This is a genomic window from Tateyamaria sp. ANG-S1, from assembly GCF_000814025.1.
Taxonomy (GTDB): Bacteria; Pseudomonadota; Alphaproteobacteria; order Rhodobacterales; family Rhodobacteraceae; genus Tateyamaria.
In genome coordinates, this window is sequence record NZ_JWLL01000005.1 from 133597 (window position 1) to 158666 (window position 25070).

At 62.4% G+C, this 25070-nt stretch carries 19 protein-coding genes and 1 pseudogene; 10 read left to right on the forward strand and 10 right to left on the reverse strand.

Going from position 1 to position 25070, the window contains the following annotated elements; translation table 11 throughout:
* Positions 1-6 precede the first annotated feature (6 nt).
* Complete coding sequence (gene pbpC, locus RA29_RS07960; protein WP_039684750.1) at positions 7-1959, reverse strand: penicillin-binding protein 1C; 1953 nt, start codon at positions 1957-1959, stop codon at positions 7-9.
* Positions 1956-7343 carry an alpha-2-macroglobulin family protein gene (locus tag RA29_RS07965; protein WP_039684752.1) on the reverse strand — a complete coding sequence of 1796 codons (5388 nt, stop codon included), beginning with the start codon at positions 7341-7343 and terminating at the stop codon, positions 1956-1958. The genes pbpC and RA29_RS07965 overlap by 4 nt, the downstream gene beginning before the upstream one ends.
* Positions 7344-7491: 148 nt before the next feature.
* Here RA29_RS07965 and RA29_RS07970 point away from each other — a divergent pair, with 148 nt between their 5' ends.
* Positions 7492-9675, forward strand: coding sequence for a response regulator (locus RA29_RS07970; protein WP_039684754.1), 2184 nt, complete (start codon positions 7492-7494; stop codon positions 9673-9675).
* Here the strand turns inward: RA29_RS07970 and yaaA are convergent.
* The 3 genes and pseudogenes from yaaA to RA29_RS07985 form a co-directional block, all read right to left on the reverse strand.
* Positions 9672-10445, reverse strand: a pseudogene (gene yaaA / locus RA29_RS07975) (peroxide stress protein YaaA). The gene RA29_RS07970 and the pseudogene yaaA overlap by 4 nt on opposite strands.
* Before the next feature lie 30 nt (positions 10446-10475).
* On the reverse strand, positions 10476-12518 hold the full coding sequence (gene recQ / locus RA29_RS07980) for a DNA helicase RecQ (RefSeq protein ID WP_039684756.1): 2043 nt from the start codon (positions 12516-12518) through the stop codon (positions 10476-10478).
* 92 nt (positions 12519-12610) lie between these two features.
* A complete protein-coding gene (locus RA29_RS07985) occupies positions 12611-12892 on the reverse strand; it encodes a YggT family protein (protein ID WP_039684758.1) in 282 nt (93 codons plus the stop codon).
* Between the two features lie 127 nt (positions 12893-13019).
* On the opposite strand from RA29_RS07985, the gene RA29_RS07990 reads away from it, so the two are divergent.
* From RA29_RS07990 to arfB, 7 genes are all read left to right on the forward strand, one after another.
* Entirely contained in the window at positions 13020-13586 is a 567-nt protein-coding gene (locus RA29_RS07990; protein ID WP_039684760.1) for an acyl-CoA thioesterase, read from the forward strand.
* A 65-nt stretch (positions 13587-13651) separates the two neighbouring features.
* Positions 13652-15016, forward strand: a complete 1365-nt coding sequence (locus RA29_RS07995) for an MFS transporter (protein ID WP_039684762.1) — start codon at positions 13652-13654, stop codon at positions 15014-15016.
* A 2-nt stretch (positions 15017-15018) separates the two neighbouring features.
* Positions 15019-15939, forward strand: a complete 921-nt coding sequence (gene mepA / locus RA29_RS08000; RefSeq protein WP_082029485.1) for a penicillin-insensitive murein endopeptidase — start codon at positions 15019-15021, stop codon at positions 15937-15939.
* Positions 15912-16745 (forward strand): esterase-like activity of phytase family protein, encoded by an 834-nt coding sequence (locus tag RA29_RS08005; RefSeq protein WP_039684764.1) that lies wholly within the window; start codon positions 15912-15914, stop codon positions 16743-16745. Before mepA ends, RA29_RS08005 begins: the two co-directional genes overlap by 28 nt.
* Positions 16746-16808: 63 nt before the next feature.
* Positions 16809-17450 (forward strand): queuosine precursor transporter, encoded by a 642-nt coding sequence (locus tag RA29_RS08010; RefSeq protein ID WP_039684766.1) that lies wholly within the window; start codon positions 16809-16811, stop codon positions 17448-17450.
* Positions 17451-17689: 239 nt separating this feature from the next.
* Positions 17690-18046 carry a VOC family protein gene (locus RA29_RS08015; RefSeq protein WP_039684767.1) on the forward strand — a complete coding sequence of 119 codons (357 nt, stop codon included), beginning with the start codon at positions 17690-17692 and terminating at the stop codon, positions 18044-18046.
* A 20-nt stretch (positions 18047-18066) separates the two neighbouring features.
* Positions 18067-18489, forward strand: a complete 423-nt coding sequence (gene arfB, locus RA29_RS08020; protein WP_039684769.1) for an alternative ribosome rescue aminoacyl-tRNA hydrolase ArfB — start codon at positions 18067-18069, stop codon at positions 18487-18489.
* 2 nt (positions 18490-18491) lie between these two features.
* Here arfB and RA29_RS08025 read toward each other — a convergent pair whose 3' ends face one another.
* The 4 genes from RA29_RS08025 to pncA form a co-directional block, all read right to left on the reverse strand.
* A complete protein-coding gene (locus RA29_RS08025) occupies positions 18492-18671 on the reverse strand; it encodes a hypothetical protein (RefSeq protein WP_039684771.1) in 180 nt (59 codons plus the stop codon).
* 117 nt (positions 18672-18788) lie between these two features.
* Positions 18789-19490: a hypothetical protein gene (locus RA29_RS08030; protein ID WP_193743495.1), complete on the reverse strand. Its 702-nt coding sequence runs from the start codon at positions 19488-19490 to the stop codon at positions 18789-18791.
* A gap of 116 nt (positions 19491-19606) precedes the next feature.
* Complete coding sequence (gene pncB, locus RA29_RS08035; RefSeq protein ID WP_039684775.1) at positions 19607-20899, reverse strand: nicotinate phosphoribosyltransferase; 1293 nt, start codon at positions 20897-20899, stop codon at positions 19607-19609.
* Positions 20900-20958: 59 nt separating this feature from the next.
* Positions 20959-21555, reverse strand: a complete 597-nt coding sequence (gene pncA / locus RA29_RS08040) for a bifunctional nicotinamidase/pyrazinamidase (RefSeq protein ID WP_039685849.1) — start codon at positions 21553-21555, stop codon at positions 20959-20961.
* An 84-nt stretch (positions 21556-21639) separates the two neighbouring features.
* Between pncA and RA29_RS08045 the strand changes: the two genes are divergently transcribed.
* Positions 21640-22563: a rhodanese-related sulfurtransferase gene (locus tag RA29_RS08045; RefSeq protein WP_039685851.1), complete on the forward strand. Its 924-nt coding sequence runs from the start codon at positions 21640-21642 to the stop codon at positions 22561-22563.
* A 247-nt stretch (positions 22564-22810) separates the two neighbouring features.
* Here the strand turns inward: RA29_RS08045 and RA29_RS08050 are convergent, their stop codons facing one another.
* Positions 22811-24025: an MFS transporter gene (locus tag RA29_RS08050; RefSeq protein WP_039684777.1), complete on the reverse strand. Its 1215-nt coding sequence runs from the start codon at positions 24023-24025 to the stop codon at positions 22811-22813.
* A 132-nt stretch (positions 24026-24157) separates the two neighbouring features.
* On the opposite strand from RA29_RS08050, the gene RA29_RS08055 reads away from it, so the two are divergent.
* The gene (locus tag RA29_RS08055) at positions 24158-24997 is read left to right on the forward strand and encodes a flagellar motor protein MotB (RefSeq protein WP_039685853.1); all 840 of its coding nucleotides are present in this window, start codon (positions 24158-24160) and stop codon (positions 24995-24997) included.
* Positions 24998-25070 lie beyond the last annotated feature (73 nt).

Sequence of the window (25070 nt, forward strand, 5' to 3'; positions counted from 1 at the left end):
AGCGCTTCACGGCTGTACGCGAATGGCCGCCCGGGCTGAGCGGCCGAGCGCGTCTATCACCGATATGTCTGAAAACCCCGGCGCAAGTGCTCCGATATCAACCTCGCGCCGTGCGGCGCCTGTTGTGACAACTGCGCCGTTGACGAGAACGGTCAGGGGCAGCGCGCCACCTGCGACTTTCACCACCGTTTCAGCCTGTGCCAGCACCGCACCGTCCGGCGGAAAGACCATCTTGGGTTGGGTTGTCGCATCTGCCGTCTGTCCAAAACGGCGCAGGTTCGGCGGCAGGTCCGCCGTTGCCAGCAAGAGCGTATCGGGCGGCGGCGGTGGGGCCGGAGTGAGTTGCGGTTTCAGCCGCCCGAAAGCTTCGAAGAGGATGGGTGCTGCATGTGCGCCGCCAAAGGCACCAGGCACCGGTGTGCCGTCCGGTCGCCCCATCCAGACACCGATCACATGCTGACCATCATAGCCTATGGCCCACGCATCGCGGTGGCCGTAGGACGTGCCAGTCTTGTAGGCGAGCCCCGCGGGTGCGCCGGGTGGCGGTGCGATGCCACGTAGGATATCGCCCACCTGCCACGCAGCACGCGGCGCGATCTTGGGCGTATCCTTTGCGGCCAGGTGGCCATAGATCCGCACCAGATCTTCTAGGCTGAGGCCCACACCACCAAGAGACACGGCAAGACCCGCCTTGCCGTCGGGCAGTTTGGGGTCGGCACCGAAGGCCCTAAGCGCAGCCATCAGCCGTTCTGGTCCCAGCGCATCTGTCAGAGCCACGGGCGGAATGTTCAGCGACAGGGTCAGCGCTTGCCGTGCCGTGATGTCCCCACGAAAGGTGCCGTCGAAGTTCTGCGGGGCGTAGGCACCGAACCGCGTGGGCCGGTCGGCAAAGACGGTTTCAGGATGGGCAAGGCCCCGGTCAAAGGCGAGCGCGTAGATCACGGGCTTCAGTGTCGAACCGGGGCTGCGCTTTGCCCGCGTCATGTCTATGAAACCCGGCTGACCATCCGCGTCCGTATATTCGGGTGAGCCAACACGGGCGATGACCTCGCCCGTCGTGTGATCCATGACCATGATCGCCAGCGATGTCCCACGTGCCGTGCTCCGGCTATGCATTCTGGCGAGCCGAGACATGCTGCGCTGCACCGACGCCGAGAGAGTGGTGTCGAAGCGGCGTGTGTCGGGATGCGACCGGCGCAGCGCGTCGGCATGATGCGGGGCAAGACGTGGCAGCGGTCGAGCATCGTCGGGCACAGACGTGCGGGATGGATCAGCCCCAACACGTTCCAGAACGCGGTCTCGTGCAACGCGCGCGGCGTCGGCATGGCGGTCGGACCGCCGCGCTTCGGGCGCTTGCGGCAGGGCGACCAGCAGAGCCGCTTCCGCTTCGGTCAGCCGGTGCGGCTCTTTCCCGAACCATGTGAATGTCGCGCTGCGCACCCCTTCGATCCGCCCTCCGTACGGAGCGTGTTGGAGGTAGAGATGGAGTATGTCGTCCTTGCCCATCTGCCGTTCCAGCGCCCAGGCGACACGCATCTGCCGCAGCTTGCCGTGGATAGAGCCGGTGCCCGAATTCTCCAGCAGCCGCGCCACCTGCATCGTTAACGTAGAGCCGCCGGAAACCACGCGGCCTGCCCGCACGGCTTGTCCAACAGCCCGCAGCATCGCTAAACCATCAACCCCGTTGTGGCGGTAGAAGCGTTTGTCCTCATAGGCGATCAGCATGTCCGTGAGCCTGGGATCGACACCGCCGCGCGGGACAGACAGCCTGATCCGCCCATCCTCGACCGCAAAGGCCCGCATCAGGTGGCCGTCGCGGTCCCGCATCTCGACCGACGTTTCGGTCAGCGTTGCGGGCAGGACCGTACGGTCCACCCAAGCATCCCATGCGTCATGCAGGCTGGCCACTGCCAGCATCACCGCGGCGGTGGCAAAGAACAGGCAGTGCGGACGCCTCATTCGGTCACAACCATGCGCCCCGTGTCGGTGACGGCGCGGTATTCAGCGCGGTACATGTCCTCGACCAGAGCTGCGGGGTGGTGGAAGTTGCCCGGGCTCACCGCGCGGGCGATATAGGCGAGACGGAATGCGTTTGAACCGGTGTGGTTCACAGCCGCCAGGAATCGGTCAGATCGAAATTCAGCATGTTCCGTGTTGACCTGCTCCAACCAGTCCAGACCCGACACATCGCCCGAACGGATGAGACGGGGATTGTCGATCTCGATCCCTGCGGGCAGAGGGTCGTCGACGATCAGCCGCGCGCCGACTTCTTCAAACGGGGTGATTGTCAGCACGATCGCGCGACGTTCGCCTATGCGCCATGGCCCGTCCACGGGCGTACCCTCCATCGAAAAGGCGGAGCGTGAGATGCTGTAGCCGTAGCCGCCCGCCTCTGGCGCAACCGCGGGCACGCCGTAGGTGGTCAGCGTCACATCCTGCGCTGTGCCCGAGATATTGCGGATCGTCGATGGTGCATCGCCCGCGGCGCGGTTTTGCACGACGGGACCGGAAATCGGTGTGTCATCCACCGACAGGACAGGCGCGCCTGCCCCGCTGCGCAGGGCTTGCGCTGCCATCAACACTTGTGCGGCTTCCTGCGTGGAATATCCGCTGGGGTTGGCAGTGATAGAGGCCGCCAGCCGCGCCTGATCTACCCGTGTGCTGCCCGCCTCAGCCGCGAGATGCAGCAGGCCCGCCGCGTCCCGCAGGGGCGTGCCGTAGTCCGCGCGCCAGCGGGAGCTTTCACTGCCCGCGCGGGTTGCGAGCGCCTCCGCCAACCCGAACAAGCGGTCCGCACGGGTCTGTTCGCCGTAACTGGCAAGGGCCGCGCCAAGCTGTGCTCGTGCGAGCGGCGTCGACAGCGCCTCGGCCTTGGTATCCGCGTAATACCGCAGGTCGCCAATCGACGCGAATCCCGCGCGGGCCAGAACCATGAGGGCATAGGCGATGTCCTCTCCGCCCTGATCGAAATCCGGGGCGTAGTTGATCCTGTTGCGCAGGTTGTCGAGTGCAAGGCGCAGGGCACGGTCCGGAACGTCATGCCCCTGATCCTGCGCGCGCAGCATAAAGTCGGTGACATAGGCATCAAGCCAGAAATCCCCGGACTGCGCCCGCCAGAGGCCAAAGGCCCCGTTGCTGGCCTGCCGGGTCAGGACACGGGCGATGGCGCTGTCGATCCGCGTATCGATGTCCGTCAGCCCCGCCGCCTGTGCCGTGCGCGGCACATAGAGCAGCGGCAAAGCGGCCGAGGTGATCTGCTCCGTGCAGCCATAGGGGTAGCGGTCAAGCTGGCGCAGCAGGCCCGGCATGTCGAACCGCGCCAGCGGTCCCGCCGCCAGAGTGGCCCGCGCGCTGCCGCGGCGCAGGTTTGCAAAGACATTGTCGTCGAATGTCAGCGCTTCGCCCACCGCAAGCGACAGGCGCTGCGTGGTCGCAACCGTCGGATCGTTAGAGCGCACGCCAAGTATCAGACCCTTGCGCAGTACGGCTCCGTCTGGTGTGGTGAGCGCGACATTTATCTGGTGGTCGCCGACCTCGTCCGCTGTCAGCGGCAACGACACGCGCACGGTGCCGCCCTCTGCCAAAGAGACTGTGGCAGGCGCACTGCGAATGGAAAGACCCGTGGCGGAAACGGCAAGTGGCATGTCGCCCGATGCGCCCGCGGCATGGACAAATTCCAGTTGCACGCGGCTTTGATCACCGGGGGCCAAGAAACGCGGCAGCGCAGCCGATATCACGACCGGGTCGCGCGCAGCGATGTCCGTCGTCGCTTGCCCCACGCCTTGCTCCGACCAAGCCACTGCCATCAGCCGGATCGTGCCATTGAAGGCCGGGCGCGGGATCGTCACCTGCGCTTGTCCGCTCGCATCTACTGCAACAGGGCCGGAGAAGGCGGCCATGACCGCCTCGGTCGGGGGTGGCCCTTGCCGCTGCATGGCGTTGCCCGCATCACCGCCCGAACGCACGGCACCCAGCGCGCCGCTTTGCCCGTCGATCAGGCGGCCATACACGTCGCGCAGATCAACGCCGAGCCTGCGTTGGCCGAAATAGTGGTCCTGCGGGTTTGGAGGCTCGAAGCCGGTCAAGTTGAGAATACCCACGTCAACCGCAGCAAGCGTGACATATCCCGCTGCGCCGTTGAGGCCATCGACCTGCACCGAGACCTCCGTCGTGCCAGGCTGGCCGTTGGTCTCAACCGGCGCGTCGATTGAGACCGACAGGGCCTTCTCCGCAGGATCGATGGCGGCGTGGGCGAGGCCGAGGACGCGGGCGGGGTTTGGCCCTGTCGCATCGCCGCTGCGTAACACTGACGCTGTGACATACGCCCCGGTGCCCCAATCTTCCGTCACTTCAAGCGGGATCACTGTTTCGCCTGCCGTGACCGGCACGGCCTGGCGCGAGATGACATGGCCCGACAGAACGGAAATCAGGGCAACCCCATCATGGGGCGGCGTGATGCGCAGTTGGGCCGTGTCACCGACGCTATAGCGTTCGGCATCCAGTGACAGCCCGAGCCGGTCCGGCGTGTCGCTGCCATCGGTCGCGCCATACCAACCCGAGGCGAAACTGACAGAGGTGGCGGTATAGACACCTTCGGTGCTTTCGATCACCAGTTCGTAGTCGCCCCATTCGGTGGGTGTGCTGATGTCGATGGGCGTTTCACCCAGAACGGCTGTGCCCTGCCCCACGCGGATACGGCGGGTGACAGGCTCCCAATTCCAGTTGCCGTAAAGCTGATACCATTGATAGCGCGTTTCGATCCGGTTGACTGTCCACGTAACTGGCACATCGTTCAGGGCACCCACGGCGATGGCTTGAAAGCTGGCCGTGGACCCCTCAGGCAGCACATCCTCGAAACCGGGTTTGATCCCGATCACTGGCCCTTGTGGCGCGATGGGTCGGGTCAGGTTGCGTTCGACCGGGCGTCCGCCGCTGTCGGAGACGCGGACGGTGGCAACGGCTTCAAGCAGCACATCTTCGGCGACGACATCAGGCCAGGGCAACGACAGGCGGAACTGGCCCTGCGCATCGGTGCGCCCGCCCTGAACATAGCGGCGCTGCGGGGAAAAGGCGGCGTCGTGGCGGCCAAAGCGGTAGCCCGGATGCTCCGCCATCCCGGCGCGGCGCTGCACCTGCACGTCGCCCTCGACCACGAGGTTCGCACCCGGGGCACCAAAGAGATACTGGGCATCCACATCGACAAAAGCCGGGTCGCGCAGAGACAGCGGCACATCGTCGGTTGCGAGGGTCACGTCGATGCGGTCGGGAATAAAATCCTCCACCAGCACGGTGCGGGTAGCGAGCGCAGGCGCGTTCATGTCGCCCTTCACCTCGATCCGCCACGTACCGCGCGGCACCGTCAGCCCCAGTGGCAAGGACACAACATGGCCCCCACTTTGACCCTGCGCACTGACGGAGCGGCTGTATTCAACCCCGTCAGGGCGGCTGAGGATCACCGTCAGCGGCAGGCCGGTGATGGCCTGCGCGCGTGCATCGCGTGCAAGTGCCGTCAGGTGGATCGTCGCTCCGGGCCGGTAGGCTCCGCGGTCGGTGGTCAGGAACAGATCGATGGGCGGCGCGGGCGGGCGGCCCTCCACCCCGCGATCAGACAGGTCAAAGGCTGCGTCGGTCAGCGGCAGGAAGACGAAGTCATCTGCCGTTTCGACCTGCACCATGGCCGGGCGGGCCGAACCACGCCCCCGCGTCAGCCCGGCGTCGAACTGCGCAAAGCCGTCCGCATCCGTCTGCGTGGTGCCCAGCACGGCATTCGCTTGCGAGATCAGGTGCACCGTTGCCCCGGCAACCGCGGCTGCGTCGCTGAGCGCCCGAACCGAAGCGGTCAGCCCGTCATTGCCTTGCCACGTGGACAGTCCCAGATCGGACAGCACGAACCACTGCGTCGCCACAGCCACATCATAAGGATCGCGCCCACGCTCACGCGCCGACAGCACGTAGACCCCGGGCGGCTGGTCAGCGAGCGCCTCGTCCAGCGGCAGGCGCGTGCGCATCTCGGCGTTCAACTCGTTCTGCACCTCGCCCTTGCCGCGCCAGATCTCTTCCGCGATGTCGCCGGTGAACTCGGCCATCTGCCATTGCGACAGGGGCCGGGCAAAAAAATCGCGGCGCAGAGATTGCACGAGGTTGCGGTCACTGACGCGGCTAAGGACCAGCTCGACCTCATTCACATTGACGGTCTCAATCGGCACGCTGGGCCCGGTGCCGCGCGGCAACACATAGCCACGCCCCGGAAACCGCACCACCGGAGAGCGGTCACGGACATAGAGGTCAAGGCTGACATCCTTGGCCAACACCTCACCACTTTCAGCGGGCAGGCCGGACCGGAAGGTCACGCTGTAGCGCGCACCGTGCGACACACCGTCGATACACAGGTCGCGCCCATCCGCCGCCACGACAAGGCCCGGTGTCGCAGTGCGCACGAAGGGTTCGTAGTCGATACCCGCCTGCACCAGCGGTTCGGAGAAGGTGGCACAGATACGCGGCGCGGCGCTGTCATTGTCGACCTGATGTTCAACAATGCGAAAACCGTACTTGCCGATGGCCTCGTCCAGCGCGCGGTCGATGTCATAGCGGGGCTGGATGGACTGGGCGAGCCGCAGCGCGTCGATCATGTCGCGGCCCCGATTGTTGCGTTCCAGCGCTTCGGCGAGCGTTTGCAGGGCGCTTGCCTGCCCCCCGGCCGTATCGGCACGCAAATAGCCATTGAGGGCCGCAGGCACAGCCTCTGCCCGCGCGCGGCGGCGCTGGGACGCGGACACGCCTTCGTCCAGACGCAGCGCGATGTAAGCGTAGCGCACCCAAAGATCCGGCGCATCCGTCAGTGCAACGGCCGAGCCAATCCAGCGCAGCGCCTCTGCCCGATTGCCACGCTCCCACGCCGCGCGGGAAGCGGCCAGCAATTCATCCACCGTTTCACCCGACAGCGCAAAGCGCAGCCCCATGTCTGTCCCAAGCGCAAGCGCGGCGGCAAAGTCGTCTTCTGGCAGGTTCAACGCATCCGCCCGTTGCTGTGCAGCCGCACGAAAAGCTGGGACCAGCGGGATACGCGTGGCCGACCGGGCCCCTGCGTAGGGCTGCCGATCGGTGATGTCGGACTTGGGGAAACAGGCGTTTGATCGGTCGTTAAAGGTGAAGGCGACACACGCACTGTCCGCGCTGCAAGCACGCACGCAAGCATCGAAGGTGGTATCAAACAGCGCCGTGCGGTCGGCACCGAAGAAATCCATGTCACGCGTGACGACATAACGGTGATCGGGGATGGCATTCTGGCCCGATGCCGCAACGGCCCACAGCACAGCACATAGTGCAACGATCATGTGGCGCATGACGCCCCTCCCGCAAACAACTTGGATTCTATGCCGTCAGCCTGCCATGGCGGCAGCGGGACGCGCAACGCTTTCACCGTGGGGGTTAAGCCGTTCTTCATCCTCCGCGTGAAATACCGGTTGGGCGTAGTTGAGGCGGAGGGCAGGCATGAGCCTTGCAAACAAACTGGCAGAAGAGCGGCGGGGACGACTGGCCGCAGAGCGTTTGCTTGAACTCAAGGAAGCTGAGCTATCCGCGGCAAACCGCAAGTTGGGCAAACATGCCGCCGCCCTGCAGGGCGAGATCGTGGAAACGCGGGCCGAGGTGGCCACCGTCAAGACAGAGAATGAGCGGTTCAAGACCGAACTCGGACAAGCCAACCAGAAGGTACAGATTGCGGAACGGCGTCTGTGGCACTCGGTCCAGACCATCACGGACGGCTTCGCTTTCTTCAACTCCGACAACCAGATGATCGCGGCAAATGAAAGCTATATGGCCATCTTCGACAAGGTCGACGCGATCCGGCCCGGCGTGAACTATATGACCATTCTGCAGGTCCTGACGGACGAGGGAATCGTCGACACCGAAGGGATGCCCGATCGGGAATGGCGCCAGATGATGCTGGACCGGTGGATGAAACCACAGCCTGACGCAGTGACCGTGCGGCTTTGGAACGACCAATATGTGAAACTGGTCGACAGGCGGAGCCCAGCCGGGGACATCGTTTCCCTCGGCCTCAACATCACCGAATCCGTGCGTTACCAGCAAGAACTGAAGACCGCGCGGGCAGAGGCAGAGGCAGCGAGCCGCGCGAAATCAGCGTTTCTCGCCAACATGAGTCATGAGATTCGCACCCCGATGAACGGCGTTGTCGGCATGGCAGAACTGCTGGGCGACACCGGCCTGAGCGAAGAACAGCAACTCTACGTCGATACGATCAAGAACTCGGGCGAGGCGCTGCTGGTCATCATCAACGACGTGCTCGACTATTCCAAGATCGAAGCACAGAAGCTGCAATTGCACCTCGAACCCTTCGATCTGGAACGCAGCATTCACGAAATCATCATGCTGCTCCAGCCTTCGGCGCGCGACAAGGGCCTGACGCTGCTTCTGGACTACGACCTGTTCCTGCCGACCATGTATGTCGGTGATCCGGGCCGCATCCGGCAGGTGCTGACCAACCTGATGGGCAACGCGGTCAAGTTCACAAGCGAAGGGCACGTACTGGTCCGGGTCACCGGCGTGCCGGACTTGGACGCGGGCCATGCCGAGGTCACCATCGTGATCGAGGACACAGGGATCGGCATTCCCGAAGACAAGATCGACCACATCTTTGGCGAGTTCAATCAGGTCGAAAACGAGCGCAACCGCCAGTTTGACGGCACGGGGCTGGGCCTCGCCATTTCGCAGCGCCTGGTCAAACTGATGGAGGGCGAGGTCTGGGTCAGCAGCGAAGAGGGGATCGGATCCGTCTTTGGCTTCCGCATTCCTCTGCAATTGAGCGAAGCCAAACTGCCGGAACACCCGCCCGTACCAGAGGGGCTGCGGCGGATCATGGTGGTTGATGACATAGAAGCCAACCGCACCATCCTTCAGCGCCAGTTGGAACAGTTGGGACTGGGCGTTGTATGTTGCGCCTCGGGTGCGGAGGCGCTGGAACAGATGCGCGACATCGACCTGATCCTGACGGATCACAACATGCCGGACATGGACGGGCTCGAACTGGCAGAGACGATCCGAACCCGCGGGATCGAGACACCCATCCTGCTCCTCAGCTCGAACCCCAGCTTTGCGGCCAACGATCCCGGCGCACGGCATCTTCACGCCATCATGCAAAAGCCGGTGCCACGCGCGGATCTGTTTGCGCGGCTTGAAAGCGTCGGGCCTGTGATCGGCGCAAATGGCGCGCCACCGCCGATCCCGGAAAAGCGGCAAATGGTGGTTCTGGCTGCGGAAGACAACAAGACCAACCAGCTTGTCTTTGGGAAGATGGTCAAGTCAGCCGACATCGACCTGCACTTCGCAAACAATGGCATAGAGGCGGTCGAGTTGTTCCAACAGGTGTCTCCCGACCTGATTTTCATGGATATCTCCATGCCCAAGATGGATGGGAAGGAAGCGACCCGCAGAATTCGCGCGCTTGAGGAAGGCAGCGGGACACATGTGCCGATCGTGGCGCTGACGGCACATGCGATGGATGGTGATGACAAGGGCATTCTGGACGCGGGACTGGATCACTACCTGACCAAACCCCTGCGCAAACCGGAAATCCACGGCATGCTGCATGACATGTGTCCCGACGGGGTACGCCCACCCCTCGAAACCACACTGGCAGAGGAAGGAGCCGCCTAACTGCTCGGATAAGGCCGTACGAACACCGGTCTGTCGTCTGTCGATAGTTCCGGTTGATACACATAGCCGTCGGTACTGAAATCACGCACACCATCCAAATCCGTAACCCGGTTCTGGATGACGTGCCGGGCCATGGCACCGCGTGCCCGCTTGGCAAAGAAGCTCACGATCTTCGGCCCCTGCCCTTTGTCTTCCATGAACGCCGGGGTGATCAGACGCAGCTTCAGCGCCTTTTCCGGCACTGCGCCAAATTACTCCTGGCTGGCGCAGTTCACGAGCATATCGCTACCCGTTTCCTCGCCTTGCGCATTTAGCGCCTTGGCAAGATCGTTGCGCCAGTAGTCATAAAGCGACGCACCCCGCCGTGTCTTGAGACGGCTGCCCATTTCCAACCGGTACGGCTGGATCGCATCCAAAGGGCGCAAAAGACCGTAGAGACCAGACAAGATGCGCAAATGACACTGCGCATAGTCGGTTTCGTCCTTGGACAGTGTTTCGGCATCAAGCCCCTGATAGGTATCACCGGCAAAGGCGAGCATCGCCGGGCGCGTAGTCTCCTCCGCTGGGCTGTCGTCGAAAGCCTGGAACCTGTCGCGGTTCAGCCGGGCCAAATCATCACTCAGATCCATGAGCGATTTGAGCTTGCCCAATGACAAATTCCGCGCCGTCCGCACAAGGCGCACCGCATCGTCCTGCATCGCAGGCGATGTCATCTGAACATCGCGTTCCGCCCAATCCAGCCGCTTGGCCGGGGAAATCACCACCAACATCTGCCTACCCCCAAGAGTGTTTGGGCATATCTAGGATGCCGCCCGCAGCACGTCCAGAAAGGCGGGGCCAAAACGTTCCGCCTTGCGATCGCCCAGCAGCCGTTCAAGGCCCGCGTCATCGTCAGGCCGCAGTTGCGCCACCTTGGCCAACTGGGACGCCGAACAGCTCAGCGGCTTGTCCGTCCCGTCCTCACCCCGCGCCAGTTCCGCCTGCACGGCGAGCAGTTGATCATAAATCGTAGCCGCCGAATGCCCCGCCAACTTGCGGCGCGACGGGTGCAGCGCCTCTGCCTCGCCGTTGATGACCTCAAGGAACGCGCGCCCGAATTTCTCCAGCTTCTTGGCACCCACCCCGCTGACTTGCGCCATCTGGTCGAGGTTTGCCGGCCGCCGCTCCGCCATCTCGATCAGCGTGCGGTCCGGGAATATCACATAGGCCGGAACTTTGGCCGCCTCGGCCAACGCCCGCCGCTTGGCCTTGAGCGCCGACAGCAGCGGCGCGTCTTCCTCTGACACCATCGCCTTGACCGCCGGACGGCGGGCTGCGGCGGCCTTGATCGTGTCATTGCGCAGGGTGATCTTCGCCTCATCCCGCAGGATCGGCAGCGCCGCATCGGTCATCCGCAACGCGCCGTAACGCTCGGGATCGGGCCGCACCAGGTCATGCCCCATCATCTGCCGGAACACCGCCTGCCATTGCGGTTTCGAATACTCCTTACCCACGCCATAGGTCGGCAGGCTGTCATGCCCGCGCTGGCGGATCTTGTCCGTCTCGATCCCCAAAAGAATATCGATCAGGTGCCCGGCCCCAAACCACTCATCGGTGCGCAGCATGGCCGACAGCGCCTTGCGCACGGCGGTCGTGCCATCGAACACCTCGGCCGGTTGGTCGCACAGATCGCATTTGCCACAGGTCACGTCACTCTCACCAAAGTAACCGAGCAACGTCTTGCGCCGACATTCCAACGCCTCGGCCAGACCCAGCAAAGCATTCAGCCGCGCGTGGTCCGCCATCCGCCGCTCGGGCGGTGCCAGCCCCTCGTCGATCTGCGATCGCCGCAGCTTGATGTCATCCGGGCCAAACAGGGTCAGCGTTTCCGCGGGCGCTCCATCCCGCCCCGCACGTCCGATCTCCTGATAGTACGCCTCGATGGACTTCGGTAGGTCCGCATGGGCCACCCAACGAATGTCCGGCTTGTCTACGCCCATGCCAAAGGCCACGGTCGCCGCCACGATCAGACCGTCTTCCTGCTGGAAACGCCGTTCTGCGATGCGCCGATCATCCGCCTCCATCCCGCCATGATAGTGGATCGCTTCATGCCCCGCCTCGCGCAGCGCTTGCGCCAGCGTCTCGGTCTTGGCCCGCGTCCCGCAATAGACAATGCCCGACTGCCCCTTGCGCGCGGCCGCAAAGTTCAAAATCTGCGCGCGCGGCCCGTTCTTGGCGGCAAAGGCCAGGTGAATATTGGGCCTGTCAAACCCACGCAGGAACGTCCGCGGCTGCGCACCATCAAACAGCTTCTGAACAATCTCGACCTGCGTTTCCGCATCCGCAGTCGCGGTGAATGCGGCCAGGGGGACATCCAAAGCGCGCCGCAACTCACCAATCCGCAGGTAATCCGGGCGGAAATCATGCCCCCATTGGCTAACACAATGCGCCTCGTCCACTGCAATCAGGCTGACACCGATCCGGCGCAGCATGCCAATGGCAGAGCCAGCGGCCAATCGCTCCGGCGCGATGTAGAGCAGCTTCAACTCACGCCGCTCCAGCGCCTCCCACACCGCATCCGTCTCTTCCGGCGTGTTGCCGGACGTCAGTGCGCCCGCCTGAACACCCGCCTCCTGCAATGCCCGCACCTGATCCCGCATCAGGGCAATCAACGGGGATATGACCACCGTCACCCCATCCCGCACTAGCGCAGGCAATTGAAAACACAGGGATTTACCGCCACCCGTCGGCATGATGGCCAGCGCGTTCTCGCCCGCTGCCACGGCTTCGACAATTTCTTCCTGCCCGGGGCGGAAGCCGTCGAACCCGAATACGTCCTGCAACAGCGTGGCAGCGCCGCCCATCTTCGAAAACCCCGTCAAATTTTATGTAGTCTGCTCGTTGGATACAGACTCACATTTTAACAGGCCATGAACAAGGGGCTTGGAGCCCGCGATCAGAAGAAGATGGCAGGCAGGATGATGCTGCGCAGCGCGATCACGATGACAAAGGCAACCAGCGGTGCCAGATCGAGCGGATGCGTGTCGGGCATGAATCGCCGGATCGGCTGGTAAATCGGCTCAAGAAGCTTGTTCAGCCCGGTCCAGATCGACCCCACAAGCTGCTGATGCATGTTGAGCACGTTGAAATTGATCAACCAGCTCATGATGATGTGGACAATCATCACCACATAGACGACGCTCAAAACCAGATCGAGCAGTTGATAGATCACCAGCATGGGCGGGGTCCTTTGTTGCTTTCGGCCACAGACCTAGGCCGAAGGGGCATGTGGCGCAAGGTCACGGGCAACTGGCCATTGAAGTTTCGCTGCATTGCCGCAACTTGAGCGGCAGGGAGTAAAGATCATGTTTCCATTCGTTCGCCTCGCCAAAGAAATGGTCAAAGCCCGCAAGCAACCGGTGCTAGGCCTGACCGACCTGCACATCACGCAGCACCGTGTGTGGCCGTGGGATCTGGACGGCTTCATGGAACTGAACAATGGCCGCGCCCTGACGCTCTATGACTTGGGCCGTCTGGGTCTGGGCCAGCGCGCGGGCTTGATCGAAACGCTCAAGGCGAACCGCTGGGGACTGACCATGGCCGGATCGTCGGTCCGCTATCGCCGCCGCCTGCACGCCTTCCAGACGTTCGAGATGCGCAGCCGCGCGGTGTGCTGGGACGACAAGTTCACTTATCTTGAACAGTCGATGTGGAAGCCGGATGGCGAATGCGCGAGCCATGTGCTCTACCGCTCTGCCGTGACCGACAAGAACGGGATCGTGCCACCGCACAAGGTGCTCGCCGCCATGGGTCAGGACGCGGTTTCGCCGCCCGTGCCGGACTGGATCGCCGCGTGGATCAAGGCCGAGGCACAGCGCCCCTGGCCGCCAATGCAGGACGCGGACGCCCCCAAACTGAAATCGGTCGCGTAAAACCTTACCTTGCCACTGCGTCTTTGGCCTGATTTGGTCGCCCCAACAATAAAACGGGGACGGGCATGGCGGATATCAGCCTGAAAAAACGCATCTGGGGATGGTTCTTTTTTGACTGGGCCAGCCAGCCCTATCACACAGTCCTGCTGACCTTCATCTTCGGACCATTCTTTGTGTCGCTGGCCAGTGAAAACTTTCTGGCGCAGGGGATTGAAACGGAACAGGCCAAGGCCGATGCACAAGCCATGTGGTCGTACACACTGACGATCACGGGTTTGATCATTGGATTCGGAGCGCCGCTTCTGGGTGCAATGGCAGATACCGGAGGACGTCGTATCCCCTGGATCATCGGGTTTTCCCTGATGCTGGTTGCTGGCGCCAGCAGCCTCTGGTTCACGGCACCTGACGGCAGCAACCTAACCTGGATGCTCATAGCCTTCGCCTTTGGCTTTATTGGAGCCGAATTCGCGCTCATCTTCATTAATGCACAATTACCCGACTTGGGAACCGAGGAAGAGATCGGGAAGATTTCCGGGTCGGGCTTCAGCTTTGGCTATGCGGGCGGTGTACTGTCTCTGATTGTTTTGCTGCTGCTGTTCGTTGAGCAACCAAATGGCAAAACACTCATTGGTCTTGATCCCCTGTTTGGGATCCTCGACGCAGAGACGCGCGAAGGCACACGCAGCACAGGACCGATTGTGGCGATTTGGTTTGCCGTGTTCATGATCCCCTACTTCCTCTGGGTGCGTGACAGAAATCCCAAAGGCAGGCGCACAACAGTGGGCGCGGCTTTGTCACAGTTGTGGGGCACGGTGAGAAACCTGCCCGCCAAACCAAGCCTGTTTACCTACCTTGGCTCGTCCATGCTGTATCGGGACGCGCTGAACGGTCTCTATAGTTTCGGCGGGACATTCGCACTGTTGGTGCTGGACTTCTCCGTTGTCGAGGTTGGTGTGTTCGGGATTGTAGCAGCCATTGGCGCGTCCATTTTCAGCTATGTGGGCGGAATTGCAGACAAGCGCTTTGGCCCCAAACCTGTCGTCATTACGTCCATTTGGGTGTTGATGGGGGTGTGCTTCATGCTGGTCAACCTGTCACGGGACAGCATGTTTGGCATTGCCCTTCCGGAGGGGTCACCGGTGCCTGACCTCATATTCTATGTTTGCGGCGTGTTGATTGGTGGAATGGGCGGGGTGATCCAATCCGCGAGCCGAACCCTGATGGTACGCCACTCAAACCCCAACGCTCCAACCGAAAGCTTTGGCCTTTATGGCTTGTCCGGCCGGGCGACTGCCTTCATGGCGCCGTTCCTGATCGGCGTCGCTACGACCGCAACAGGCAGTACGCAACTCGGTGTCTCGCCGCTCCTGTTCCTTTTCCTTGCAGGGCTGATCATGTTACGATGGGTCAACCCCAAAGGCGAGGTTTGACGATGCCCAACATCCGCCGTTCCTGTACCCTGATTGCCGCCCTTTTGCTTTGCGCTTGCACGAGCGGCGCGGGCACTGACATCTCGGGCGCGCCCACACCTGACGTTGATCCAGCCACCCTGCAAAACGTGGCCAAGAGGCAGTTTGGCGCAAAACGGCGAGCCTCCGCCCAGGATGCCGCAGCCTTTGGCGGCTATTCGCGCGGGTGTCTGGCCGGTGGTGTGCAACTGGCCGAAACCGGGCCGACATGGCAGGCCATGCGCCTCAGCCGCAACCGCAACTGGGGACACCCAGAGCTTATCGACTACGTACAGGATCTGAGCCGCGAGGCCGCCAAACAGCCGGGATGGTCGGGCCTTTATGTCGGTGACATGAGCCAACCACGTGGCGGGCCGATGCTGACCGGGCACCGCAGCCACCAGATCGGTCTGGATGTAGACGTCTGGATGCTGCCCGCCCGCAACCTGACCCTCAGCGCGGCAGATCGGGAAAACATCTCCTCCATCTCGACCCGCCGGTCGTCTGGGGCCTACGTGAACAGCAACTGGACCCGCCAGCACCACGAGATCATCAAGGCCGCCGCCAGCGACAGCCGCACCGCCCGCATCTTTGTCTTCCCCGGTGCCAAGGTGCAGATGTGTAAGGATGAAACCGGCGACAGGTCATGGCTGCGCAAGGTGCGGCCGTGGTGGGGACACCACTACCACTTCCATGTCCGGCTCAACTGCCCCCGTGGCGCGCGCGGTTGCGTCGATCAGGCGGCCCCGCCCCCCGGTGACGGTTGCGCCGACGCGCAGGAGTGGGTGAACAACATCCTCAACCCGCCGCCGCCAGACCCCAACGCACCCGCCCCAAGACCACGCCGTGAACTTCGTGTCGGAGACCTGCCGCAACAATGCTCTGGCGTTCTGGCCTCGCGCTGATCCTGACCGCCGCCACGGCAACAGCCGATCCCCTGACCTTCGTCCGCAGCTGGACGCTGGTCTCGGATCGGCCTGACTTTGGCGGGCTGTCAGCGATCGAGATGGACAACCCCTACAGCGCTTTTGTGCTGTCGGACCGCGGCACCTTGTTCACGCTTACGCTCGACCGTGTAACACAATCCGTGGACATCGATGTCGCGCAGCAACCGTACCCGAACCGCGACAGCGAAGGGCTCGCGCTAGCAGGAGACACCCTGTTTTTCAGCTACGAAGACCCCGGACGCATCGCATCCCACGATGGCACACAGGTGCCGTCTCATCCGGACTTTGCCACCTACAGCCGCAATGGCTCGCTCGAAGCGCTGGCAGCGGACGCGGACGGAACACTCTACACCCTGCCCGAGCGCTCGGGCGACAAGAACCGCCCGTTCCCGATCTACAGATACAAGAACGGCACTTGGGACATCCTCACGACCCTTCCACGCACCGGCCCTTTCCTGCCCGCCGGGGCGGACATCGGACCGGATGGGCAGCTCTACATCCTTGAACGGGCCTTCACGCCGCTGGGCTTTCGCAGCCGTATCCGCCGCATGGACCCAAAGGCCCCGGATACCCCTGCTGAAACGCTTCTCTCTACGTCTGTTGGGCGACACGACAACCTCGAAGGGGTCGCGATCTGGCAATCGGACAGTGGGGCGACCTGCCTGACCATGGTATCAGACGACAACTTTCTGCCCGTGCAACGCAGCGAACTGGTCGAATACGCCCTGACGGAAACCCTTGAAGGTGGCGCAACCTGCGACTAAGAGGCCCCGTCCGGCACGGTGCCGGGCCAAGTCGCCGCTACCTTGCAAAAACGGGCACCAGATATGACACGCGCACACCTTCCCGGCATCATTGCCATGGCCGCCATTGTTGTGGCCTCGAACATCCTCGTCCAGTTCCTGTTCGGAAACTGGCTGACCTGGGGGGCGTTCACGTACCCGCTGGCCTTCCTCGTCACCGACATCATGAACCGGGTCTATGGTGCCGGACCCGCGCGCACCGTGGTCTTTGTCGGCTTCATCGTCGGTGTCTGCTGCTCGCTGATCGGCACGCAGATCATGATCCAGGGCGACGGGTTCACCTACCCCGCCGTCACCTTCCGCATAGCCATCGGCTCCGGCCTCGCCTTCCTCACGGCGCAACTGCTTGATGTCGGCATCTTCTCGGCCCTGCGCCGCGGTGCGTGGTGGAAAGCTCCGCTGGCCTCGACCATCATCGGCAGCTCGGTCGACACCGCCATCTTCTTTACCATCGCGTTTTCCGGCACGCTCATCTGGCTGGAACCGGGCAACGATGTATCCTGGGCGGGCGAAATCTTGCCTCTGCTGGGCATGGGGCCAGAGGTTCCGTTTTGGGTATCGCTCGCGGTAGCCGACTGGATGGTGAAGCTCTCGCTTGCGCTCATTGCTTTGGCACCGTTCCGCTGGTTCACGGCTGGCGTCGCCCAGCCTGCGGAAATCCGTTGACTTTCACGGGCACTGTGCCACCATCAAATGTGAGTTCAACATTTGAAAGGAGGTGATCCAGTGTCGAGAAAGGTATTGGGGAGAGGTGTCGGAACAGCTTGGGAGGTCGCCTGCTAGGGCAGCCCCGCGCGGCGCAGACCGCCAAGTTGGTCGGTTGATCTAACCGGCACAACCTCCGAAACATTTCGAGAAGGGCCGCCCACATCAGGCGGCCCTTTTTCGGTTCAAGGGAACATCTCATGTCACCACCGCTCAGCAGCCTCGTCCTCTACACCTCCCGGATGGAGGAGATGGCCCAGTTCTACACGGACCATTTCGGCTACACCGCGCATATTCAGGACGGTGATCGGGTCGTCGAACTGCACCCGCCGGGCGATGGCATAACCCTGCTTCTGCACCAGATGGGCAAGGGACGCAAACAGGGGCAGGTGCTGGTCAAGCTGGTGTTTGCTATTGAGGACGTCGCCGCATTTTGCGACGCCGCAAGCACCAAGGGTCTTGAGTTCGGATCACTCCACAAGGCAGATGGCTATGTCTTTGCCAACGCCAAGGACCCCGCCGGAAATTCGATCAGCGTATCGGGTCGGCTGGCCTGATCAGAACCGCAGCGAACGCCATGCTACGCATCAACGACGACATCACGATCCAGGATTGGGAACTGAGCGAGCAGTTCGTGCGCGCCTCCGGCCCCGGTGGTCAGAACGTGAACAAAGTCGCAACGGCGGTGGAGCTACGGTTCGAGGCGCAGCGCTCGCCCTCCCTGCCCGGCCCGGTCAAGACCCGCCTCAAACGGCTGGCGGGGCGGCGTTGGACGACCGAGGGTGCGCTGATCCTTCAATGCGACGAAACTCGTAGCCAAGCCCGCAACCGCGACATCGCACGTCAGCGGCTTGTTGATCTGATCCGCAAGGCGTTGGTCAAACCCAAGCGCCGCATCGCGACCAAACCCACGCTCGGGTCCAAAAAACGCCGACTGAAGGCCAAGAAAGAGCGGGGCGAGGTCAAGGCCCTGCGCGGTCGCGTGGGCCCTGAAGACTAGGGTCAACCCAACGACAAAAGGTCGATTGCAGCGCGCTGAGAGGTCGTGTCGTCATAGTTCTGCGCATAGGGCGCAAAGCTTATGGGCGCGACATCGCCGCGCGCCACATAGTGTTGTGCGCCACCACAGGCTGCGACGGTGGTCAGGGCTGCCAGTACAAAGGCGAACTGAATACGTTTCATATCTCTACTCGATTCAAAGTTGCTTGGTTATTGTGGTGAGTATCGCGGCCAATCTTGGCAATTTTACGGTGAATGTTCGCGAATTGAGGACAAAAGCCATGGCACGGCGGTGCCGATCTAGCCCAAAAGGTTAATCTCGGAGCGAGCCGACTGTGCGTCCTGCACCAAGTTGTCCGTTGTCAGCATATGCCAGTCCAGACCGGTTTGTCCCTGCTGCGCCGCCTCTTCCATATTGGCCCTGGCGCGGCGGGCCGTATCCTCACTCGCGCTCAGTGCTGCGGCAAGTTCCGCGCGGCTCAGCCGAATGGCTTCGACCCCTGCGTCATATTCGGCGTCGGACAAAGCGCCCGCATCCCGACGCATCGCAAGATCGACCAGTTCGGCATCCTGTTCCTGCAACAACTCGGGCAGTGATACGGTGATCGCATCCATCTGATCCGTCATCCCACGTAAGCTGCGCACCAGCGCATTGGCCGACACAAGATCAACCCGTTTCTGAACCTGACGCTGCCCCGCATGGTGCCCGACAACAGCGCCGATCGCACCACCCGCAGCAGCACCTGTGACGCACTTACCGGCATTTGACCCTGACACAAGGACAAGGCCACACCCGACTGCCGCACCTGTCATCGCCCCCTTGATCCGCGAACGGCGTTCCAGATCGCGCGCCATGCGCGACAAGGCATTCGCCTGCTGCTGAAGCTGTTCCTGATCAACGGTGGCAGCAAACGCCATCCTGTTGTCCAGCCGCGTCACCGCGTCAGTCATTGGCGCCGCACAGCCCGCAAGAAGGGCAGCAAGCGCCACGGGGATGGTCATGGATTTCAAGTGCATTTCGGTCGTACCTGCTCTGCGTTTCTTGTTTGCGCACAGCGGTAGGAAACAAATGCGGCTGAATTTAGGCTATTGTTTCGAAAATTGCGAAAGACTGTCGATCAGACCAAAACGTCCATCTTTTTCTGCTCTCCAACACCAAAAACCCGCTTGTAGCGCTCGATCTCGGCCTCGGGGCCCATCGCCTTGTTCGGGTTGTCAGACAGCTTGACCGTCGGAAATCCATTGGCCGAGACGGCCTTGCAGACCAACGAAAACGGCGCCAACCGGTCGTCTCTGGTCAGCCCCTTGAAATCATTGGTCAGCATCGTGCCCCAACCGAACGACACCTTGACCCGCCCCGCAAACTGCTGATGCAACTCGACAATCTTGCCCGCATCCAGCCCATCGGAAAAGATCACCAGCTTCTCGCGCGGATCCTCGCCGCGCTCCTGCCACCACTTGATCGCCACCTCAGCGCCGGTGGCCGGATCACCGCTGTCGATCCGGATACCTGTCCACCCCGCCAGCCAGTCGGGCGCACGCTTCAGGAAACCTTCGGTTCCGTACGTATCTGGCAGAATGATGCGCAGGTTCCCTTCATGCTCGTCATGCCAGTCGCTCAGCACGTCATAGGGCGCGCGCGCCAGGTCGGCATCGGATTGGGCCAAGGCGGAATACACCATGGGCAACTCATGGGCATTGGTGCCGATGGCCTCAAGGTCGCGATTCTTGGCGATCAGGCAGTTCGACGTCCCCGCAAACTGCGGCCCCAGGCCCTCGCCCATGGCTTGCACACACCAGTCCTGCCACAGGAACGAATGCCGCCGCCGCGTACCGAAATCCGCCACACGCGGCCCATCATCCTGCCGCAGCTTCCCGATCTTTTCCCACAGCTTGGTCATCGCGCGGGCATAGAGCACCTGAAGCTCGAACTTACCCATCTCGTTCAGCACGGCCCGCCCACGCAACTCCATCAGCACGGCCAGCGCCGGGATCTCCCACAGCATCACTTCGGGCCACGACCCTTCGAATGTCAGCTCGTACTGATCCTCCCGCCGCTCCAGATGGTAGGCGGGCAGGCGCAGCGCCTCGAACCAGTCCATGAATTCCGGCGTGAACATCTGCCGCTTGCCATAGAACGTATTGCCGCGCATCCACGTGCTTTCGCCCCGGCGCAGCGACAGCGAGCGGATGTGATCCAGCTGCTCGCGCAACTCGCCCTCATCAATCAACTTCGCCAGCGGCACATGCTTGGATCGATTGATCAGCGAAAACGTCACCTGCGTGTCCGGCTTGTTCCGGAACACCGACTGACACATCAGCAGCTTGTAGAAATCCGTGTCGATGAGCGACCGCACAATCGGGTCGATCTTCCATTTGTGGTTCCAGACACGGGTGGCGATGTCGACCATATGCAGGCTTCCTTGAACGGCTGGCCCCGTTGTGCCCTACCTTTGCGGGTGGGGGCAAGTCAGGCCAGTTTGACACCCGCCCCGCTCATCCCCGCCTCTGCCGCCGCAAGCGACCCATCCAGGTCAATGGCCCGGCACAGATCCATCCGCACATCCACCTTAAATCCCAGCTTCGCCGCATCCACGGCAGAGAAGTTCACGCAGAAATCCGTGGCGAGGCCCACCATCGTCAGGTCCGTGATACCGCGCGTCCGCAGATACCCCTCCAGCCCCGTAGGCGTCTTCTGATCATTTTCAAAGAACGCCGAATAGCTGTCGATGGCAGGGCGATAACCCTTGCGCACAATCATATCGGCCCGGTCCGCATTCAGGTCCGCGTGGAAGTTAGCACCATCTGTTCCCTGCACACAGTGATCCGGCCACAGCACCTGCGGCCCATAGGGCATCTCGACCATGTCATACGGGCCCTTGCCCTCATGCGACGACGCGAATGACGAATGCCCGGCCGGATGCCAATCCTGCGTCAGTACCACGGCGTCAAACTCTGCCATCAGCGCATTGATGCCAGCGACGATCTGATCCCCCTCCGGCACGGCCAGCGCACCGCCGGGGCAAAAGTCGTTCTGGACATCGATCACGATCAGGGCGCGGGTCATATGGGCCTCCTGCTTTGCATAGCTGCCTTGTGACACCCGCCCGCCCCCTTGCGCAAGGGCACGGCCTTCGCCTATCTCGCGCCCATGTACACCATCGCCGCCCTCTACCACTTCACGCGCTTCGATGATCCCGCCGCGATAAAGGGACCGCTGGCCAAGCTGTGCTGCAATGCAGGCGTCAAGGGCACGCTGCTGCTGGCCCCAGAAGGGATCAACGGCACCATAGCCGGACCACGCGCAGGCATCGACGCGGTGCTGGCCCACATCCGCGCCCTGCCCGGTTGCGCCGATTTGGAGTGGAAGGAAAGCACCAGCGACACGCCCCCCTTCGGTAAGATGAAGGTGCGGCTCAAGCGCGAGATCGTGACCATGGGCCAACCCGATGTCGATCCGGCGGCTCGCGTGGGCCACTATGTGGACCCCGCCGATTGGAACGACCTGATCGGACGCGAGGATGTGGCCGTCATCGACACCCGCAACGATTACGAAGTGGCCATCGGCTCCTTCAACGGTGCCATTGATCCTGCCACCCGCAGCTTTGGCGAGTTTCCAGCGTGGTGGGAGGAGAACAAGCACCGCTTCCACAACAAGAAGGTGGCGATGTTCTGCACCGGCGGCATCCGCTGCGAGAAGTCCACGAACTACCTGCTCGGCCAGGGGGTCGAGGATGTGTTCCACCTCAAGGGCGGCATCCTCAAATACCTCGAAGAGGTGCCAGCCGATGAGAGTACCTGGCAAGGCGAGTGCTTTGTATTCGACGGGCGGGTCAGCGTGGGCCACGGCCTGCAAGTCGGCCCGCACCTGCTGTGCCACGCCTGCCGCCGCCCGATCCTGCCCGCCGATCAGCACCGCCCGGAATACGAGGCGGGCGTGAGCTGCCATCACTGCGTGAACGAGACGAGCGCCGAGGACAAAGCCCGCTTTCGCGAGCGCCAGAAGCAAATCGAACTGGCCCGCGCGCGCGGCGAGGATCACCTCAGCGGCCCCATGGTTCCCGACAAGGCCTGACATGGGCGGACGACACGTCCGCCTTACGTTTGGCCCGGTTCAATCAGATTAACCCTTCATCAACCTTTGGCACCGTGTGCACGGTTAACCATGGCGATTTCGCCAATGCTGCGCCGCGGCGGTGTACAGGGGGTGCACGCATGGTGCACAAGGGGTGACAGGCCCATATTCCTTGTTTTTATGACGTTAACGCGCATATCGCGGAAATCGACCAGACGGTGCACCAAACCGTTGCGCGTACGGTGCCTCAGGCGGTGCTCAACACCTGTCGCGGACGCGCCCGCATCCACAGCCAGACCATGATCGCAATGTTCAGACCGTTCCACGCAATCCCGTTCCAGAACGCCATCTGATAGCTGCCGGTGACGTCGTAAATCCACCCCGACATCCACCCGCCCAGCGCCATGCCCATGATGGTCGCCATCATGACAAAACCCACCCGCGCCCCCGCCTCCCGCGCGGGCATGTATTCTCGTACGATGATCGCATAACTGGGCACAATCCCGCCCTGGCTCAGCCCAAAGATCAGGCTGACCACATAGAGCGAAATCAGCGCGTCAGAGGGTAGGTATAGAACCAGCGCAATACACTGCAGGACAGAGCCCAGCAGCAGCGTCTTTACGCCTCCCAGCCTGTCGGCCAGCAGCCCCGAAACAAGCCGTGACCCCACACCACCCAGAAGCATCAGCGCCAGCATCTCGGCACCCACGGCGGGCCCGTAGCCCAGGTCAACGCAATAGCTGACGATATGAACCTGCGGCATCGACATCGCCACACAGCAGCCCACCCCGGCCAGACCCAAAAGCCACGCCAGGGTCCGGGGCGATAGCCCGACCGAAGCGGCGTTCGCATTCGATGACGCTTCGGCCAATTCATGTGCTGTATCAGGCACTTGACGGCGCAGCATAAGCGCCAAAGGGATCACGACGACAAGCGTCGAAATAGCCAGTACCGCATAGGCCGCGCGCCAGCCCTGGTCTTCCAGGATACCGGCCAGAAGGATCGGCCAGATCGCGCCCGACAGGTAGTTGCCGCTCGCCGCAATGGCGACAGCTATCCCACGCCGTTTCAGAAACCAGTGCGAGATGTCTGCGATCAGAGGCCCGAACCCCACAGACGTGCCAAGCCCGATCAGCAGTTGCGCCAACGACAGCGCAAGGATCGATCCACTCAACATCGCCAGCCCGTACCCGGCAGCAATCGCCAGCGCACAGACGATCAGAACCCGCGTGACGCCCCAGATATCCACGGCCCGCCCCACCACAAAGTTGCCCACGGCAAACCCGATCATGGTGAGGGTGTAAGGCATGCTGGCAGCCGCTCGGCTGACCTCGAACTCGGCCTCGACCGCGGGCATGATGACGATGATCGCCCACATGCCAACATTTGCGACCATTGCAATCAGCAGGGTCACGCCAAGGCGCACCCAGGAGTATCCGCTGTCGTGGGGTGAGGTGCTCATGCGCCATCTGCGCACCACGAGGATGCGGGCGCAAGGGATGGACGGTAAATACCAACAATTCGAACCGTTAAGCCCACCGTAACAGGCCGAATGCTATCCATCTCCCCGGGTGAGAAAATTGAGGTTCGGGATATGAGCGTGCAAGCCAATGCGCGGCCAATCATCATCAAAAAGAAAAAGGTGTCAGGCGGCGATGGCCACCATGGCGGCGCCTGGAAAGTGGCCTATGCGGATTTCGTGACCGCGATGATGGCCTTCTTCATGTTGATGTGGCTGCTGAATGCGACGACAGAAAAACAGCGCAAGGGCATCGCCGATTACTTCTCCCCCACAATCCCGATCAACCGGGTGTCTGGGGGTGGCGATGGCAGTTTTGGCGGCGACAGCGTGTTTTCTGAAGTGACCTTGCCCCAAAACGGCACAGGCGCATCCTCGCAACGGCCAACGGAAGCGCGACAGGCCCGTGGTGAGAGCGGGGCAGACGACAGTGGCGAGATTGCCGACGAACAGGACGAGGTCTTTGAATCACTTGAGGCGCGGCTGCTTGGCAAGGGGGGCGAAACAAAGGTGCTCGACAACGACCTGCAGCACATCATCACCCGGGTGACGGACGAGGGGCTGGTTGTGGAACTCTTCGCGCGCGAAGACACGCCCCTCTTCGAAGAGGGCACCGACATACCCACACAATTGCTGCGAAATCTGTCTCAACTGGTCACTGAAGCAGCCCGCACCGTCAAAAACGACATTGCCGTCGAAGGGCACGTACCAGCGCAACCGATCGTCGTTGCCGAACGCTCGACCTGGCGCATGTCAGTCGCCCGTGCCGATGCTGTGCGTCAGCTCCTCAAGCAAACGGGTGTTGAAACAGACCGGGTGGCGCGCGTCACGGGGCATGCGGATCGTGAACCTGCAGTCAAAAACCCGATGGCCATGCGCAACAACCGGATCGAGATCATATTCCTGCGGGACTGATCCTGTAATAGCTTGGATTTTATCTGTTAGCCGCACGTTAAGGCGGCATGCCTATCTGTTGGATCAATCTGGT